This window comes from Lentzea fradiae, from assembly GCF_900100955.1.
GTDB classification, from domain to species: domain Bacteria; phylum Actinomycetota; class Actinomycetes; order Mycobacteriales; family Pseudonocardiaceae; genus Lentzea; species Lentzea fradiae.
In genome coordinates this window covers 85,023-102,596 of the sequence record NZ_FNCC01000007.1, presented here as the reverse complement: position 1 = coordinate 102,596, position 17,574 = coordinate 85,023, and the positions used below count along the sequence as shown (strand labels likewise).

The 17,574-nt window shown below is 71.4% G+C and carries 12 protein-coding genes; 7 read left to right on the top strand and 5 right to left on the bottom strand.

From position 1 onward, the window contains the following. Nucleotides 1–56: 56 nt before the first annotated feature. Nucleotides 57–716, top strand: coding sequence for a hypothetical protein (locus BLT23_RS17565; RefSeq protein WP_090050690.1), 660 nt, complete (start codon nt 57–59; stop codon nt 714–716). Nucleotides 717–919: 203 nt separating this feature from the next. Here BLT23_RS17565 and BLT23_RS17560 read toward each other — a convergent pair whose 3' ends face one another. Together BLT23_RS17560 and BLT23_RS17555 are read right to left on the bottom strand one after the other, a co-directional pair. Next, nucleotides 920–2,032: a hypothetical protein gene (locus BLT23_RS17560; RefSeq protein WP_090050688.1), complete on the bottom strand. Its 1,113-nt coding sequence runs from the start codon at nt 2,030–2,032 to the stop codon at nt 920–922. A gap of 22 nt (nt 2,033–2,054) precedes the next feature. After that, nucleotides 2,055–3,554 (bottom strand): M48 family metallopeptidase, encoded by a 1,500-nt coding sequence (locus BLT23_RS17555; protein WP_090050686.1) that lies wholly within the window; start codon nt 3,552–3,554, stop codon nt 2,055–2,057. Nucleotides 3,555–3,829: 275 nt separating this feature from the next. On the opposite strand from BLT23_RS17555, the gene BLT23_RS17550 reads away from it, so the two are divergent. Together BLT23_RS17550 and BLT23_RS17545 are read left to right on the top strand one after the other, a co-directional pair. After that, nucleotides 3,830–6,976 (top strand): S8 family serine peptidase, encoded by a 3,147-nt coding sequence (locus tag BLT23_RS17550; RefSeq protein WP_090050683.1) that lies wholly within the window; start codon nt 3,830–3,832, stop codon nt 6,974–6,976. A 384-nt stretch (nt 6,977–7,360) separates the two neighbouring features. Continuing rightward, complete coding sequence (locus BLT23_RS17545; RefSeq protein ID WP_090050681.1) at nt 7,361–7,756, top strand: DUF3040 domain-containing protein; 396 nt, start codon at nt 7,361–7,363, stop codon at nt 7,754–7,756. Between the two features lie 293 nt (nt 7,757–8,049). Here the strand turns inward: BLT23_RS17545 and BLT23_RS17540 are convergent, their stop codons facing one another. The 3 genes from BLT23_RS17540 to BLT23_RS17530 are packed head-to-tail and all read right to left on the bottom strand — an operon-like array spanning nt 8,050 to nt 12,843. Next, nucleotides 8,050–10,521, bottom strand: a complete 2,472-nt coding sequence (locus BLT23_RS17540) for a transglutaminase TgpA family protein (RefSeq protein ID WP_090050678.1) — start codon at nt 10,519–10,521, stop codon at nt 8,050–8,052. A gap of 1 nt (nt 10,522) precedes the next feature. Then, complete coding sequence (locus tag BLT23_RS17535; RefSeq protein WP_090050676.1) at nt 10,523–11,788, bottom strand: DUF58 domain-containing protein; 1,266 nt, start codon at nt 11,786–11,788, stop codon at nt 10,523–10,525. A 2-nt stretch (nt 11,789–11,790) separates the two neighbouring features. After that, nucleotides 11,791–12,843, bottom strand: a complete 1,053-nt coding sequence (locus BLT23_RS17530) for an AAA family ATPase (protein ID WP_425434389.1) — start codon at nt 12,841–12,843, stop codon at nt 11,791–11,793. A 407-nt stretch (nt 12,844–13,250) separates the two neighbouring features. Between BLT23_RS17530 and mraZ the strand changes: the two genes are divergently transcribed. The 4 genes from mraZ (at nt 13,251) to BLT23_RS17510 (ending at nt 17,345) form a co-directional block, all read left to right on the top strand. After that, entirely contained in the window at nt 13,251–13,682 is a 432-nt protein-coding gene (gene mraZ, locus BLT23_RS17525; RefSeq protein WP_030471832.1) for a division/cell wall cluster transcriptional repressor MraZ, read from the top strand. A gap of 167 nt (nt 13,683–13,849) precedes the next feature. Beyond that, nucleotides 13,850–14,803, top strand: coding sequence for a 16S rRNA (cytosine(1402)-N(4))-methyltransferase RsmH (gene rsmH, locus BLT23_RS17520; RefSeq protein WP_090050673.1), 954 nt, complete (start codon nt 13,850–13,852; stop codon nt 14,801–14,803). Beyond that, nucleotides 14,800–15,444, top strand: coding sequence for a cell division protein FtsL (gene ftsL / locus BLT23_RS17515; protein ID WP_090050671.1), 645 nt, complete (start codon nt 14,800–14,802; stop codon nt 15,442–15,444). The genes rsmH and ftsL overlap by 4 nt, the downstream gene beginning before the upstream one ends. After that, nucleotides 15,444–17,345: a peptidoglycan D,D-transpeptidase FtsI family protein gene (locus BLT23_RS17510; RefSeq protein ID WP_090050669.1), complete on the top strand. Its 1,902-nt coding sequence runs from the start codon at nt 15,444–15,446 to the stop codon at nt 17,343–17,345. Before ftsL ends, BLT23_RS17510 begins: the two co-directional genes overlap by 1 nt. Nucleotides 17,346–17,574: the final 229 nt, after the last annotated feature.

Here is a 17,574-nt window from a genome sequence, read left to right as displayed (position 1 = left end):
CCACAGATTCGCCTCACCCCGCTCCACCCCCTCCCTCCCACCTCCAAGCTGTACCCATGCGCCACCCCGTAGACCTCGAAGCCCTGGGAACCCTCTTCGTCCACCGGGTAGCCCCGGTGGCCGCCCTGCTCCACATAGGACTGTCCGCGTCCCTGATCGACCAGCGGTCCCGCCCGGGAGGCCCCTGGCAACGCCTGTTCCCCGGCATCTTCCTGCTCTCCCGAGCAGGCCCCACCCGCGAACAGCTGGTCCAAGCGGCCCTGCTCTACGCAGGCGACCAAGCCATGCTCACGGCCTTCGACGCCCTGTACCTGCACGGCATGAGATCCGTCCTGCCCACGGCGGACGCCATCCACGTGCTCGCCCCACGCCACTCGAGAGCCTGGGGCCACGCCACCCTCCGCCTGGAGCGAACCGACCGCCTACCCCGCCCGACCATCCGCAGGGGCTTCCACGTGGCACCGCTCGAACGAGCAGCCGTGGACGCCATCCGCCGCACCCGCTCCGTGACGGACACCAAAGCAATCCTCGACGAGGTCGCCCACTACGTGGGCGTCCCAGCTCTACGGGCAGAACTGACCCTCGCCCCGCGCAAGGGCACCACCCTGGCCCGCAAACTCCTCGGCGACTCCCCGGCCCGCCAACTCGAACTGGCCGTCCTGGAGCGCCGCCCGCCAACCGCCCCGCACCCCCGAACCCCACTGGCCATCAGCTGACCCACCGGCCCCGGTGCCTTCGCCCACCGGGGCCGCCCGAACCCTTCCGAAGCCACCCAACCCCACCCGCTCGCGCACCTCACACGGCGCGGCAAACCGTCAGCCGCCTCGCCCACCCAGGTCGCCTCACCGTCACCGACCCGTGGCCCACCGACCCGGCCCCGCCTCTATCCCGCCCCTGCCCTTCACCACCCCGGCCGCGACTACCCGCCCACCTGCCCCCGCCCGCCCCAACTCCGCCCACGCTTCCCCTTCACAGCAGCCCGAACCGCCATCCCCCGCAAGGTCAAGAACGCGATCCGAGGCTCCTCGAACATCTCCCAGGGCCCTCCATCGGCGAACGCCCCCAAAGCCCGGAACTGCCCCACAGCTTCCTCGTACCTTCCCAACTGAACGAGCCCGAAAGCCGCATACCCGCGATCACCCCGCAGCACCCCGGTATCGGCACCCTCGTCCTCCAGCCGGGCCACCAGCACGTCCACCGCCCTCACCACGGCGGCCCGCCGCCACATCTCCGGCGAGCCGCTCTCGAAGGCGGCGTGCAACGGCAGGGCGGCGAACCGGGGCGACTTGGCCGCGGCGGCCAGGCCGAACTCCAGCGCCAGCTCGTCCGACCCCTGCCACTTGCGGCACCAGTACTGCAGGGCTTGCAGGTGTCCGTTGTGGTGCAACGGATCGCGGGCCACGAGCTCCTCCCAGAGCACGCCGAACTCGTCGTGCGGGACCTGCAACCCACGCGCCACCATCAGCTGCATCACCCACGGCGTCGGGTCGTCCGGCAGCAGGGAGACCGCCACCTCGGCTGCTTCGCGCGCGTCGGCCAGCACGCGGTGGAAGCCGTCGAACTGTGCGCGTGTGGTCTGGGAGGAGGGCGCGCTGCCGCGGATGTCCCAAGCCAGGGACACGAGCGACATCGCGTGCACCACGACCCAGTGCGGGTCGCCGGGGCGGGCGGCCAGCCAGGAGTACGTCCACGCGTCCTCCTTGGCCGCAAGGTCCGCCAGTGCCGACACGACGCGCTGGCGGCGGTCCCAGTCGCCGGCGGTCGACGTGACCAGGTCGGCCGCGTTCTCCCAGTTGCCGGCCCGGACGTCGTCGAGCACGGCGGCCAGGGCGAGGTCCTCGATCGGCGGGGTGGTCGTCACCTCGGCGTCCGGGGTGAGGCCGTACCGCTCGGGGTGGGTCCTCGGCAGGACGTGGGTGGCCACGACGTCGGGCGGCAGTTCGTCGATCTCGACGCCCAGGCGCTTCGCCTCGCGCAGCAGGCGCAGGACGGCGAGGAGTTCCTTGGGCTTGAAGAGGAGCGAGAGCACCAACGGGTTCTCCAGACGGGCGCGGTCAGCGCGCGGGGCGGTAGTCGGCGGCCACGCCGGAGGTGGCCAGGGCGCCGCGCAGGCCGTCGGTGCTGCCGCTGACGGCGGCGTCCAGGTGGCCGGTCATGTCGAAGTCGCGAGAGGAGGTGACGAACGTCGTCCGGCCGAGCCAGTCCAGCTCCCAGCGGGCCAGGCCCGCGTCGGAGAAGGCCAGCGCCACCAACGCGGACAGCTCGGGCAGCACCTCGCCCTTCGCCATCTCGCGGTGGGCGCGCGGGCCGGCGGCGGGGTTGCCGGGCGTGCCGGAGCCGAGGTCGGCGAGGCGGCCCGCGTCCAGCGCGTCGAGGACGGTGGTCAGCGACGGCGGCTGGTCCATCGCGGTGGCGGCCGCGTTCAGCAACCTCTCGGTGTCGTGCACGACGCGTGCTCGGGCGCCGATGTGGGCGAGGGTGGACCAGTCGACGCGGTGCATCGTGGCGGCCTCGGGCACCAGCGTGGTCAGCACGGCGTCGTCGAGCAGCGGCATCGGGTCGGCGAGCAGGTCGAGGGCCGGGCGGTCGCCCCAGCCGGACTCGGCGTCCAGGTCGAGCGCGTCGACGGCGGCGATGCGGTCGGCCAGCGGTGGGTGCGCGTCGAACGGGCCCCGGTCGGGGTCGGTCTCCTGCCCGCGGATCTCCTCGAGCGCCTCGTGCAGGTCCGGTGAGGTGCGCAGGCGGGCGAAGCCGTCGAGGAACGTCGTGGGGAGGTAGCCGAGCTCCCACGCGACGGTCAGGTGGCGCTGGGTGAAGAGCTGCCATGCGGCGTCGATGACCGGCAGTTCCCGCAAGGCCGACGAGGTGGCGGACGAGCCCGCGAGCGAGGCGGCGAAACAATCGGCGGCGGCTTCCTGGCGTCGGGCGATCGGGTGGGAGACACGCAGGTACAGCCTGGCGCAACCGCGGAAGAGCCGGACCGTCGTGCGCTGGAACCAGCTCATGTCGTCGACGGGGGAACCGGTGCGCAGCACCGCGGCGCGGCCGGAGACCACCGTCGCGGTGAGGCGCGTGTCCGCGGGGGAGTGGTGCGCGAGCTCGTGGGCGAGCACGGCGATGAGTTGCTTCTCGGTCAAGGAGGTGAGCAGTGGAGCACCGATGAACATCACGCGCCTGGTCACGCGCAGGCCCAGGAAGCGGGAGTCCTCGGAGATTCCGGCGTGCACGGCGCCGACGATCCGGAGCTCGTCGGGCGGCCTGGTGCCGACGTCGGCGGCGAGGCGGCGGACGAGGTCCCAGAGGGCGGGCTGCTCGTCCGGTGCGACGAGGGTGCCGGGGGCCTCGTGGTTCCCGCGGCGTTCCAGGAACGCCATGCCCTTCGCCAGGGCGAACAGGGCCGGCAGTACGAGGGCCGTCAGCAGCAGGCCGGCGGACGGGTGGGTGATCAGCACGAAGGTCTGCGCCGCGAGCAGTCCGGCGGCCAGTCCGGCGGCGAGCAGGTAGTGGCCGGCCAGTAGCGACACCGCGAAAGCGGCGCGCGAACGAACACGCATGGAAATTGCGCCTTTCCCCCAAAAGCCCCCAGCGCCGCGCAACAACGAACAGCGTCTGCAAGGGAAGTCTGCACGACGGGCGGTCGGGGCTCAATCCCGAAAAACGGTCGCAACCGGACGAACAGGAGGCGTGTCAACCAGTCGATCGGCCAGTTCACCTGCTCCTGGGGGATGACGTCGTTCCCAGAAGCACCGGTCTTCAGAGGGAGGTGCTGTGACGTTCGGTGTCCCTACGGTCACTGGGGGATCACCAAACCGAGCACTGGAGGTAGCCAGTGAGAGCAGGACAGCGAGGTGCCCGTCGGGGGATCACCGCGCTCGCGCTGTCAGCGGGACTCGTCGTTTCGGCGACGGCCGCGGTAGCGCACGCGCAGGGGCTCGCGCCGGAGGAACACGGCCGGAGCGTCACGTTGGTCACCGGCGACAAGGTCGAACTGTCGGGCGACCGGCTCGTCCGGTACGTACCGGGAGCCGGGCGGGAGAAGATCCCCGCGCGCACCTTCACGCGGGACGGGCACCAGCACGTCGTGCCCGCCGACGCGGTTCCGTTGGTGGCCGGTGGGAAGCTCGACGCGAGACTGTTCGATGTGACGTCGCTCGTCGAGTTCGGCTACGACGACGGGCGGCGTGGCACGGTGCCCCTGATCGTGCGGCCGGCGGCGGGCGCACGGTCGAGCATCTCCGCGTTGACGGTCAAGGGCTCCGCCGCGGACCTGGTGATCGGGACGGCCGAGAAGTCGGGCAGCGCCTGGGAGTCGCTGCGCGGCGGCGCGGTCGAGAAGGTGTGGCTCGACGGCCTGCGTCAGCCGGTGCTCGACCGCAGCACCAAGCAGATCGGCGCACCGAAGGCGTGGCAGGCGGGTGTCACCGGCAAGGGCGTGAAGGTCGCCGTGCTGGACACGGGCGTCGACGAGCAGCACCCCGATCTGCAGGGCAGGCAGATCGCCGAGAAGAACTTCACCGAGTCGCCGGACAACACCGACGAGGTCGGACACGGCACGCACGTCGCGTCCACGATCGCCAGCACGGGCGAGCAGTACCCCGGTGTCGCGCCGGGTGCCGAGATCCTCGACGGCAAGGTGTGCTTCCCCGGCGGCTGCGCCGAGTCGTGGATCCTCGCCGGCATGGAGTGGGCGGCTGAGCAGGGCGCGGACGTCGTCAACATGAGCCTGGGCGGAGGTGACGGCCCGGAGATCGACCCGTTGGAGGAGGCCGTCAACCGGATCTCCCGGGAGACCGGTGCGCTGTTCGTGATCGCGGCGGGCAACTCGGGCCGGCCGGAGACGATCGGGTCTCCCGGCAGCGCCGAGGCCGCGCTGACCGTGGGCGCCGTCGACCGCAACGACGGCATCGCGCCGTTCTCGAGCCGCGGCCCGGCCGTGGACGGAGCCGTGAAGCCGGACGTCACCGCGCCCGGCGTGGGGATCGTGGCGGCCGAGGCCGGTACGCAGGGGCACGTCGCGTTCGACGGGACGTCGATGGCGACCCCGCACGTGGCGGGTGTCGCCGCGCTGCTCAAGCAGCAGCACCCGGACTGGACGGGGGAGCGGCTCAAGGCGACCGTGATGGCGTCGGCGAAGGCGAACCCGGCGCTGACCCCGTTCGACCAGGGCACCGGCCGGGTCGACGTGCCGGCGATGCTGGAGCAGAAGGTCGTCTCCGAGCCGAGCAACGTCAACTTCGGTGTGCGGCAGTGGCCGCACGACGACGACGAGAAGGTCGTCCGGGAGATCACCTACCGCAACGCGGGCACCGAGCCGTTGACGCTCGACCTCACCGTGGAGGTCAAGGGGCCGGACGGCAAGCCCTCGCCCGACGGTCTGATCACCGTGTCGCCCGCGCAGGTCACGGTGCCCGCCGGCGGCGAGGCCAAGGCCACCGTCACCGCCGACACCAGGGTCACCGCACCGGATGGCGCCTACTCCGGCGCGATCGTCGCGTCGAACGGCCTGCGCACGCTGCTGAGCGTCAACCGCGAGGTCGAGAGCTACGACGTCGACGTCTCGGTGCTCGGCTTCGACGGCAAGCCCTCCGAGAACCACGGCACGACGTTCATCCACACCGGGACCGGCAAGGCGTACGCGGGCAACGGCGGAAAGATCCGGTTGCCGAAGGGCGAGTACCTCGTCGACAGCGGCGTCATCAGCGACGACTACCGGGTCGCGTTCATCGTGCAGCCCTCGCTGCAGGTGACCGGCACGACCGAGATCGAGCTGGACGCACGCGTGGCGAAGCCGGTCGCGCTCAAGACGCCCGACCCCGCGGCGGCGGCCGTGATCGGCACGGTCGGGTTCAGCGCCGAGGTGGCGAGCGGCCGGATCTTCCACGGCTGGGCGTTCTTCGACGGCCTCGCGGGCCAGGCGCTGACCGCCCAGGTCGGTCCGGCCAAGGACGGCATGACGACGACGTTCGCCGAACAGGCCAAGGGCACTCCGCGCTCCGACGGGACGCCTGTCAGCTATCGCATGATGTACACCGAGAAGGGCATGCCGACCGGCTACGAGCGCACCGCCAAGGCCAAGGAGCTGGCCGAGATCACCAGTGTCGTCAGGGCGGCCGGCGAAGGCCACCGGCACCAGATCGCCGTGCTGCCGAACCCGGTGGACGACAGCGGCGGCTTCGGCTGGTCCGCGGAGGTGCCGGACGGCGGCCGGGGCGTCGACCTGGTCACGACCGCGTCCGGCAAGTGGAACTGGCTCTACGACCTCATCAGCCCCGACGGCGAGCTGGAGTACACGGCGGACACGCCCGCCAAGTCCTTCAAGGCCGGCAAGAAGCACACGCAGACCTTCGGCGCCGCCGTCCTCGGCCCGTCGGTGCCGGACGCGCCCCGCTTCGGCCTCGCGAGGTACGAGGACCAGATCGCGGTGCAGGTCCCGCTCTTCACCGACACCAACGGCGGCGCGGGCCGGTTCTACACCGGAACCGCGAAGACCGAGCTGTTCTACAACGGCACGAAGGTCGGCGGTTCGGAGACGCCGCGCGCGGTGGTCGACGTCCCGGCCGAACCAGGCGCCTACCGCGCCGAGATGGTGCACAGCCGGGAGAACGCGGAACTGTCGTCGAAGGTGAGCGGCAGCTGGACCTTCAAGTCCGCGACCACCACCGACATCGAGACCCTTCCGCTCACCGTCGTGCGCTTCCAGCCGAAGCTCGACGCCAAGGACACCGCGCACGGCCGCGTGCAGGTCGTCCCGCTGAAGGTCGAGCAGGCGGACGGCACGCCGAAGGTCCGGCGCCTCACCGTCGAGGTGTCGTACGACGACGGCGCAACCTGGAAGAAGGCACAGGTGGCCGGCAACAACGTCCTCCTGCACCACCCGAAGGGCGCGAAGGCCGCTTCGCTGCGCGCCAAGACCACCGACGCGGCGGGCAACACGGGCGAGGTGACGATCATCCGCGCCTACAAGATCGCGAGCTGACCGGCGGCTCGCGCGGGACGCCGATGTGCGGGCGGGGTGCTCAACCCCGCCCGCACACCCGTTCGCGGGTGTGCGGCGGCCGTCACGACGCCTGCCAAGTGAGACGCGCAGCGACCGTGCCGTCACCCTCCGGCCCGTCCACCGGCCGGGGCACGGGGTGCGCGGAGAGCCACAAGGGCCGGTTGGGGGCCTCACGGCACCCTCACCGCTGCCCCAGGAGGATGATGCGTGACAGAACCGACCGTATGAGAAGGCCCACTGGGTAGTCGCCGGGCCGCGCGACTCGTATCCTGGAGGATGACGTCCCCAGGGTGGGTCGTCCGCCGGGTTCGGCGGAAACCGAGAACACCCGGCGCCCGCGACCGCTGTGCCGGAGGAGGAACGATGCCACTCTCCGAGCACGAGCAGCGACTGCTCGACCAGATCGAGCGCGCGCTCTACGCCGAAGACCCGAAGTTCGCATCCACCGTACGAGGCGCCAAGTTGCGGCGGCCGTCCAAACGGCGTCGTGTACAGGGCATCGTGCTGTTCGTGGTCGGCGTGGCGGCGCTCATCACCGGCGTGATGCTGCCGCAGCTCGCGATCGCCAGCATTCCCGTGGTGAGCGTCTTCGGCTTCCTGCTCATGTTCTTCGGTGTGCTCATCACCCTGACGACGTTGCGTCGCGGTGACCAGGTCGCCGAGGCCGGGCAGGAAGACGGCAAGCCAGCGCGCAGCCGCAGCTCGTTCTCCGAACGGATGGAAGAGCGGTTCCGTCGTCGCTTCGACGAGGAACGCTAGGACTTCCGGGAACCACGACAGAAAACCACGAACCGGCACTACGAACAGAGCTACGACAACGGGCCCGCACCCTTCAGGGGAGCGGGCCCGTCGCTTTGCTCGCACGGAGCCGGAGCCGGAGCCGGAGCCGGAGCCGGAGCACGGAGCCGGAGCCGCGCTCTCGCGACTGCGGCCGACAGGCGGGCCGAACCGGCAAGGCGTGTCAGCCGAACCCCGCGACCGGCCCTGCCGCCGCCAACCGCCTCCGCCCAGCCGCCTCTGTCCAACCGCCTCCGCGGCCGACCACCCGGCCCCTAGACCGGGACCGGCTCGCGTTCCTCCGCAGCGACCGGCGCGGGTGTCGGCTTCAACACCGACTTCGGGAAGAGCCGGGCCCGCAGCGACAGCGGGGCGTTCTGCCGCAACGACTGCCGCACGGCCGCCAGTGCTCCGGGCAGGGCCGGGTCGGTGGCCGGGTTGGCGCTGTACCAGGAGCGTTCGATCACGCCGATGACCGTGCGCAGGCCGGCCTTGCCCGCCTCGTCGAGGTTGTGCTCGCGGGCGAGCCTGCGGGCGGCCGCCCTGATCGTCTCGGCGCCGGGCAGGGGGGCGCCGCGGTCGACCGACTCCGCCAGGAGCTCGTTCCACGCGGCGGTCGCGGCGTCCGGGCCGAGGGCGGACACGGCGTGCAGGCGGTTGTGCCGGCGCACGCCGCGCACGAGCAGCGGGGTGAGGGCGAGGCCGAGCAGCACCAGCGGTATCGCGATCCACCAGGAGATCAGGGCCGCCGCGAGGCCGACGCCGATCAGCCACAGGGCTGCTGCCGCCGGGACGAGCAGCTTGCGCGCCCAGGACACGCCCACCAGGCCCGCGCCGATCACGCCGAGCAGCGCGAGGACCACGAAGACGGTCAGGAGGGCGGCCAGGAGGAGCACGATGCCCAACGCCCACAGGTGCCACGTGTCGGGGCCGGTGCCGCTCTGCTGCGCCACGGTCTGGTCGCCGCCGTCGTCCTCGGAGGCGGCGGACGGCTGGGCGGAGCCCGTCGCGGACGGGGCCGTCGACTCGGTGGTGGTCTGCGCCGTGGGCTGTTCTTCGCCGTTGGGCGCGGTCTCGCGCAGGTACGGCGGCACGACGCCGCGGCCGTCGGAGATCGGGGTCGGGTCGAACGTCATCCAGCCGTGGTTCGGGAAGAAGATCTCGACCCACGCGTGCGCGTCGTCGGTGCTGATCACGCGGTAGGCGTTGTCGGGAGCGGCGACGCCCGCGGTGAAGCCGATCGCCACTCGTGAGGGCAGGCCGACGACGCGGGCCATCACGGCCATCGCCGAGGCGTACTGCTCGCAGTAGCCGACCTTGGTCTTCGTCACGAAGTCGGTCAGCGCGTCCCTGGTGACGTCGCCCTGGGTCTTGAGGTCGTACTTGAAGTCGCTGGTCGGGCTGTTGAAGAACGCGGTGAGCGCGGCGGCCTTGTCGAAGTCGTTGGTGGCGTCCTTGACGATGTCGTTCGCGAGGTCGACCACCTCCTGCTCGACGCCCTCGAACTGGTAGTACTCGCCGTCGACGAGGTTCCTGGGGCCGGACGCGAGGCGCAGGGCCTGCTTGGACGGCACCGACAGGACGGTGTCGAGCTCGTAGGGCTTCGGTTCCTTCTCCCGCAGGGAGAAGATGACGCCCTTCTTGGAGTCGAAGCGGTAGTCGTCCTCGGGGGTGTCGATGCGGCGGGCGGCGCCGTAGGTCGGCAGCCAGAAGCTCTTCCAGTCGCGCGGCTCGATGTTGATCCGCGTCGTCTTGCCCTCGCCGCGGTCGCCGGGCTGCAGCGGCAGCTCGCCGCGCGCCGGCTGGCCGCCGGGGTCGGAGCCGCGTTCCCAGCCCTTGTTCGGGACGTACCGGGCGAGGGTGGTGGCGCGCATGTACGTCTGCTCCGGCAGGCCGCGCACGTGGAAGACCTCGGTGGTCCTGCCGCGGTTCAGCATGCCGCGCAACGACGTCATCTCGCTCAGCCCGATGCCGCCCTTGCCCCCGCTGCCGGAGCCACCGCCCGGCAGCCTGCCGACGGTGCCGACGACGGTGAACCCGGCGCCGACGACCAGCGCGATCACCATCGCGATGCCCGCCACCGTCGTCGCGGAGCCGCCGGACCCGCTGGCCGAACCGGTGCCGAGCCGGCCCCGCCACGTCTCGTGCCGGTGCTGGCCGTCGACCGCGAGCAGCATCGCGAACGCCGCCGCGCCCAGCACGAACGTCCAGAACGGCAGCATCTCGTCGGCCAGCGACGCGGGCACCGCGAACACGCAGAGCAGCACCAGGCCGGAGGCCGCGGGAGCGGCGGCAGCGACGGCGAGGGTGTCCACCAGGACGGCGACCAGGCCGATCGCCAGCACGACGAGCGCCTGGATCGCCGGGGTCGCGTGCACCGGCGGCACCCCGGTCTGCACCTGCGCGACCGACTCCGCGAGCACGTCGCCGAGGTCGCCCAGCGCGTCGGGGCCCGGCAGGAACAGGAAGACGCCTGACCGCGTGTGCAAGGCGGTGAGCAGGCACAACAGCACGAAGACCTGGGCGATCGCGACCAGCGGCGGAGGCAGCCTGGTGGCGCGCAGGAACGCACCGGTCACGGTGATCGCGACGATCACCACGCCGATCCGCACCAGCCACAGGTCGCCCTCGATCACGCCGGACAACGCCGTCGACGCGCACAGCACGGCGAGCGCGGCGATCCACGGCGTCGCCGACGTGAACCACTCGGACTCTGCGCCCCTCGGAGGAGCGGAACGGGTCCCCATCTCAGCCCACCTCCGACCGGACGGACGGCCCGCGGTTGCCGGCCGAGGCGCACAACTCTTGCCACACCTGCTGCATCGACGCAGACGGCCGCGCGACGGCCACGCCCCAGCCCGCGCCGGCGAGCATCCGCCGCGCGTCCTCCGGGTCCGGTGCCGGGGTGTCCGTGCCGCCCGCCCAGGCGTTCACGTCGAGCAGGACGGCCAGGCTGCGCGTGCCGCGCGGCCGGTACCGGACCAGCTCGTCGACCGAGGCCGGTGACACGCCGCCGAGCACCGCGATGACCTCCTGGCCCGCCCCGGGATCGGTCCCGCCGCTCAGCTCACGCCGGTGCGACGCCTGCAGCGCCGCGAGCGAGTCCAGCACCACGTGGTCGCTGTGCCCTCCGTCGGCCGCCCCGCCCGCGAGCACCCGGCCGTCCTCGGAGACCAGGCGCACCTGGTGCCCGAAGTGGTGCAGGTGCAGACAGATCGACGCCACGAACGAGATAGCCCATTCGAGTGAGGCCGTCGGGCCGCTGCCACGGTGAGCGTGCAGGCGGTGGTCCAGCAGGACGGTCGTACCGCCGCGCCACGGGCGTTCCTCGACGCGCACCATCAGCTCGTCGCGCCGGGCCGTCGACCGCCAGTGGACCTTGCGCAGGTCGTCGCCCTGGCGGAACGGCCGCACGACCGCGTCGTCCTCGCCCTGGCCCGCCCGCAGCCGCACCGAGCCGTCGTCGCCCGCGCCCATGCCGGAACCGCCGGGCAGCCCGGCGAGCCGCACCACCCGCGGTACGACGACGAGCCGCGACCGGCCGGCAAGCTCGCGGTCGAACTCGGCGAGGCCGAACGGGTCGGTGATCCGCGCCATCAGCGGGCCGACCTGCTGCACCCCGCGCATCACCGGCTTGAGCGGGTAGCGCAGCGTCGTGGGCGTGTTGCGGGGCAGCCGCTCCACCAGGAACCGCGGCCGCGCGCCGAGGGCGTACGGCACCGTGTCCTCCAGCATCAGGCCGCCCGTGGGCAGGCGGCCGGTGCTGCGCAGGTCGAGCTTCACCTCGGAGGCAGCCCCGACCGGCACGCGGCTCGGCGCGAGGTAGCGGGCGGCGTGCAGCCCGACGCGCGCCCTCGTGGCGAGCCACGCGGCCAGCAGCGGGAGCGCGATGACGAACGCGGCGACCCTGAGCAGGTCGCGCTCGTTCAGGACCGCGGCGCACACTCCGGCGGCGAACCCCGCGGCCAGCAAGCATCTACCGCGGGTGGTCAGACCGGACAGTGCGGTGCGCATCGTCAGCGTGGGGTCCCTGCGTTGTTGTTGTTCATGCTGCGGACGAACGCCGCGCCAGGGTCGTGTGCCGCCGTCGGCACCGGCACGCGCTGCAGCAACGCCCTGACCAGGTCCGCCGGGGACCGGCGGGCGGCCTGCGCCTCCGCGGTCGGCACCAGGCGGTGGGCGAGCACCGGGATCGACACCGCGTGGATGTCGTCGGGCACCACGAAGTCGCGGCCGGCGAGCGCGGCCTGCGCGCGGGCGGCGCGCACGAGGTGCAGGGTGGCCCTGGGCGAGGCGCCCAGGCGCAGCTCCGGCAGCCGCCGCGTGGCCGAGACCAGCTCGACGGCGTACCGGCGGATCTCGGGGGACAGGTGCACCCGGCGGACGGCCTCGATCAGCCGGAGGATCTGCGCCGCGTCCGAGACGGGCCGCAGGTCGTCGAGCGGGTTGTGGCCGGAGTGCTCGTCGACCATCGCGAGCTCCGCCTGCGGGTCCGGGTAGCCGATCGAGACGCGCGCGGTGAACCTGTCGCGCTGGGCCTCCGGCAGGGCGTAGGTGCCCTCCATCTCCACGGGGTTCTGCGTCGCGATCACCATGAACGGCGACCCGAGCGGGTAGGTGTTCGCGTCGACCGTGACCTGGTGCTCCTCCATGCACTCCAGCAGCGCGGACTGCGTCTTGGGGGAGGCGCGGTTGATCTCGTCGCCGACCACGATGTTCGCGAAGATCGGTCCCGGCCGGAACTCGAAGTCGTTCTCCTGCCGGTTGTAGATCGATGAACCGGTGATGTCGCTCGGCAGCAGGTCGGGGGTGAACTGCACGCGGCTCACGGTGCAGTCGATGGAGCGCGCGAGCGCTTTCGCCAGTGAGGTCTTGCCGACGCCCGGCACGTCCTCGACCAGCAGGTGCCCCTCGGCGAGCAGGGTCACGAGAGCGAGACGGACCACGTCGGGTTTGCCGACGAGCACCCGTTCGACGTTGGCGGCGATCCGCTGGACGGCGCCGTGCAACTCTCCCAGGACCTGTTCGACCGGCGCGTGCGAGTTCGCGCTTGGGCTTCCCGGTGTCACTAAACCTCCAGCAGCCGTGTCCGGAACACGGACGTGTGAGCGTTTCACGCAGTGTGTCAAACCACGGCTAAGTGCCCTACACCTGACGGGCCCGATCGGGGTTCGCTCCACCAGTTTCCACCTTCCCCCACCTTCGGCTCCCAACCCCGGGTTTCGGGCGAATTTTGTAGGCCGTTCGAGTGGCAAATCGCGCCTGGAGCCTCACCCGCGAAGGTGGTGCCCGATCGGTTCCCCCACCGTCCCTCCACGCCGCCCCACGTCCGCTACCTGCGAAAACAGGACAGTGGAAGGTGTCCAAGCACCTGTTTCAGCGTTGACTGTGGTGAAAAGTGGGGTACTGTGGCGGCCGGTGGGGCAGACGGGGGCCCCGCTGCCGGTCCGTCGCCCGGCGAGGGAGGTGGTTGCCGATGTTCCTCGGCACTCACTACCCGCGTCTGGACGACAAAGGCCGGCTGACACTGCCTGCGAAGTTCCGGGACGAACTGGCGGGAGGTCTCATGGTCACCAAGGGCCAGGACCACTGCCTGTACGTGTTCCCCCGGGCTGAGTTCGAGCAGATGGCGAGGAAGGTCGCCGAGGCGCCGTTCACGAACGACGCCGTACGCGCCTATCAGCGTTATCTGTTCGCAGGTACGGACGAGCAGCGTCCGGACGGTCAGGGCCGGGTCCTGATCGCGCCGGAACTGCGGCGGTACGCCGGGCTGACCAAGGAGTGCGTGGTCGTCGGCGCGTTCACCAGGTTGGAGATCTGGGACGCGGCGGCCTGGCAGACCTACCTCGAAGAGCACGAGGACGGCTACGCCACGGCTCGGGAGGAGGTCATACCGGGCGTCTTCTGATGGCGGTCAGCCGAGCAACAGGCCGGATGTTCCACACGCGATTCGGGTGCCGTGAGGCCTCGGTCCGCTCGACTACCGGCCCTGGCGCACCTTCCCCGGCGCCAGGTCCGACGGGCGGGCGGGGACCTGACGTCACCCGACGCGCGCATCAGGGGAGTCGAGGGACGATGGATCAGCCGCGGCACGTTCCGGTGCTGCTGGGCCGCGTCCTGGAGCTCTTCGCTCCCGCGCTCGCGGGAAAGCCCGCCGTCGTCGTCGACACGACGCTCGGCATGGGCGGCCACTCGGACGCGCTGCTGAGCGCCCACCCCGAGCTGACGCTGGTCGGGCTCGACCGCGACCCGCAGGCCATCGAGATGGCGGGCAAGCGCCTCGCGCACCACGGCGACCGGGTCCACCTCGTCAACGTCACCTACGACCACATCGCCGAAGCGGTGCGGGACCTCGGCTTCAAGACCGTCGACGGCGTGCTGATGGACCTCGGTGTGTCCTCGTTGCAGCTCGACGAGGAGGAACGCGGGTTCGCCTACTCCAAGGACGCCCCGCTCGACATGCGGATGTCCAAGGGCACGGGCATGACCGCCGCGGACGTTCTCAACACGTACTCGCACGGCGACCTCGCGCGGGTCCTCTCCACCTACGGCGAGGAGCGGTTCGCGGGCAAGATCGCCTCCGCGGTGCTCAGGGAGCGCGAGAAGGAGCCGTTCACCAGCTCCGGCCGGCTCGTCGAGCTGCTCTACGCCGTGGTGCCCGCGGCGTCGCGGCGCACCGGCGGGCACCCGGCCAAGCGCACGTTCCAGGCGCTGCGGATCGAGGTCAACGGCGAGCTGGAGTCGTTGCGGCTGGCCCTTCCCGCGGCGCTGGGCGTGCTCGGCGTGGGCGGGCGGATCGTCGTCGAGTCCTACCAGTCCCTCGAGGACCGGATGGTGAAGCACGCGTTCGCGGAGCTGGCGAAGTCGAAGACCCCGCCGGGGCTGCCCGTCGAGCTGCCGGGACACGGACCGGAGATCAAACTGCTGACGAAGGGCGCGGAGCTTGCGTCCGAGCAGGAGATCGAGGACAACCCGCGCGCGGCGCCGGTGCGGCTGCGCGCGGCGGAACGGATCGGAGACCCGAGATGACGGCACCCGCACGGGTCGGTGGGTCGTCGCCCCGAGACCCCTCCAGGAAGAAGACCGCCGACAAGGACAAGGTCCGGCGGCGGACGGCCGGTGCCGAGCGCGCCTACGCCCGGCGGGCCCAGCGCGCCCAGAACCTGCGCGGCGGTGCCTCGGCGCCGCAGCCCAAGCACGTCTCGAAGGCGCCGTTCGTCGTCCTCGTGATGCTCGTGCTCGGCGCGGGCATCGCCGGGATCATGTACTTCTCGACCCAGGCCGCCGCCGACACCTACCGCCTGCAGGAGGCGCGGTCGGAGGCGGAGAAGCTGACCCTGCAGATGGAGCAGCTGCGGCGCGAGGTCGCGCTGCTGGAGTCGCCGACCGACCTCGCTCGCAGGGCCACCGAGATGGGCCTGGTCGAGCCGTCGAACCCGGCGCGGCTGCGGCAGAACCCCGACGGCTCGATCGAGGAGTTCGGCAAGCCGAGCGCGCCGACGAAGTCGACGTCCCCGCCGCCTCCCGAGACCCCTCCCGCCGGTGAGCAGCAGGGCCAGACGCCGCCCGCCGGTGAGCAGGGCCAGACGCCTCCGGCGGGTGAGCAGCAGCAGGGCCAGGCGCCTCCCGGTGGCGAGCAGCAGGGCCAGACCCCTCCGGCGGGTGGCTGATGCCGGGTCCGCAGCAGAGGGGGCAGCGCCGCCCGTTGTCGGTGCGCGGTTCCCGTCCCGCCGCACGCCTGGGCGGCAACAGCAAGGTGCGCATCGCCGTGGGCCGGTTCCTGCTGATCGGCGCGCTGGTCATCGCGGGCGTCAAGCTCGTGCAGGTGCAGGGCATCCAGGCCGGTGAGCTGGCGCAGCAGGCCGAGAAGCAGCGCATCACCAACCAGAACATCCCCGCCGAGCGCGGCTCGATCCTCGACCGCAACGGCAACCAGCTCGCGTTCTCGATCGAGGTGCGCGCGCTCTACATCCTCCCGCAGCGCGCCAGGAAAGCCTGGGACGAGGCCCGCGCGAAGGACCCCGAGCAGTACCCGGTCTCCTACGACGACCACGCGCGTGAGGTCGCGAAGTTCATCTCGGGCACCCTCGGTCCCGAGGTCAACGGCTGGAAGACCGACGAGGAGACGATCTACCGGCGGCTGGTGAAGGACATCAGCTACGAGGTCCTGGTGAGCGAGGCCGAGCCCGCCAAGGCCGCGAAGATCGTCGAGAAGTACCCGGCGGAGATCGGCTCGGAGTACCGCTCGAAGCGGATCTACCCCAACGGCGAGCTGGCGGCGAACATCATCGGCGCCGCGAACTGGCGCCAGGACGAGAAGCCGCCGACCACGCAGGGCATCCTCGGCCTGGAGAGCGCGCAGGACAACCTCCTGGCCGGTCGCATGGGCCGCCGCGTCGTCGACACGATGTCCGGCGACGACAGCGTCGTCATCCCGAACACCGAGCGCGAGCTCGTGAAACCGCAGCCGGGCAAGAGCCTGGAGCTGACGATCGACATCGACACGCAGTACGCCGTGCAGAAGATCGTGAGCGACTACACGGCGAAGACCCGTGCCAAGAACGGCTCCGCGGTCGTGCTGGACGCCCGCACGGGCGAGATCGTCGCGATGGCCAACGACAAGACGTACGACCCGGCGAACTTCGGCGCGGCGTCGGAGGACCAGCTGCGCAACGGCGCGGTGGCCTCGAACTTCGAGCCAGGCTCGGTGCACAAGATCGTCACCGCCGCCGCGGCCGTCGAGTACGGCCTGTTCAAACCGGACGACGTGCTGCAGGTGCCGGGCTCGATCAAGGTCGCCGACCGGGTGATCAGGGACGCGTGGTCGCACGGGACCGTGCCCATGACGTTCACGGGCGTGTTCGCGAAGTCGTCCAACGTGGGCACGCTCATGGCCGCGCAGGAGGTCGGCCAGGAGCGCTTCGCCGAGATGCTGGACAAGTTCGGCCTCGGCAAGCGCACCCAGTCCGGTGTGCCCGCGGAGGAGGCGGGCGTCGTGCCGCCGCTCAACCAGTGGTCCGGTTCGACGTTCGGCAACCTCCCGATCGGCCAGGGCCTGTCGATGACGCTGTTGCAGATGACCGGCATGTACCAGGCCATCGCCAACGACGGGGTGCGCGTCCCGCCGCGGCTGGTCCGCGCCGAGATCGGCGAGCAGGGCTCGCGGACGGAGAAGCAGCGCCCGGAAGGCGTGCGCGTGGTGTCGCCGGAGACGGCGAAGACCGTCCGCGAGATGTTCCGCTCGGTCACCCAGTCCGACCCGCGTGACGCGAACCAGAACGGCACCGGCAGGCCCGCCGCCGTGCCCGGCTACCAGATCGCGGGCAAGACCGGCACGGCGCAGCAGATCGACCAGACCTGCAAGTGCTACTCGCAGTCGGAGTACTGGACGACGTTCGCCGGCATCCTGCCCGCCGACAACCCGCGCTACGTCATCGGCGTCATGCTCGACGCCCCGGAGAACGCCCAGTCGGCGTCGCCGGTGTTCCACGACATCGCGACGTTCCTGACGCAGCGGTTCAAGGTGCCGATGTCGGCGGAACAGACGCCGTTCGTGCAGTTGCAGCTCTGAGTGAGTTGAACCACTTCCACGCGTGACGGCGGCTTGTTTTGTCGTGCGTCACAGAAAGTCCTTCGTAATGAGGCACGGCCCCGTCTCGTCCCGGCTCCGAAAGCGGAGCTCGAGACGAGATGGGGTGCTGAGTGTTCTCGATCGTTTGCACGGTGATGGCGGGAGTTCTGGCAGTGACCTCTGTTCCCGCAGTTCAGGCCGCAGGTGTCAACACACCCGTGAAGTCCTT

Bases quoted from the DNA above. Each gene is read 5' to 3' on its own strand.
- BLT23_RS17565 (WP_090050690.1), top strand. From the start codon at position 57: ATGCGCCACCCCGTAGACCTCGAAGCCCTGGGAACCCTCTTCGTCCAC.
- BLT23_RS17545 (WP_090050681.1), top strand. From the start codon at position 7,361: ATGCCACTCTCCGAGCACGAGCAGCGACTGCTCGACCAGATCGAGCGC.
- rsmH (WP_090050673.1), top strand. From the start codon at position 13,850: ATGGATCAGCCGCGGCACGTTCCGGTGCTGCTGGGCCGCGTCCTGGAG.
- mraZ (WP_030471832.1), top strand. From the start codon at position 13,251: ATGTTCCTCGGCACTCACTACCCGCGTCTGGACGACAAAGGCCGGCTG.
- BLT23_RS17555 (WP_090050686.1), bottom strand. From the start codon at position 3,554: ATGCGTGTTCGTTCGCGCGCCGCTTTCGCGGTGTCGCTACTGGCCGGC.
- BLT23_RS17535 (WP_090050676.1), bottom strand. From the start codon at position 11,788: ATGCGCACCGCACTGTCCGGTCTGACCACCCGCGGTAGATGCTTGCTG.
- BLT23_RS17510 (WP_090050669.1), top strand. From the start codon at position 15,444: ATGCCGGGTCCGCAGCAGAGGGGGCAGCGCCGCCCGTTGTCGGTGCGC.
- BLT23_RS17540 (WP_090050678.1), bottom strand. From the start codon at position 10,521: ATGGGGACCCGTTCCGCTCCTCCGAGGGGCGCAGAGTCCGAGTGGTTC.
- ftsL (WP_090050671.1), top strand. From the start codon at position 14,800: ATGACGGCACCCGCACGGGTCGGTGGGTCGTCGCCCCGAGACCCCTCC.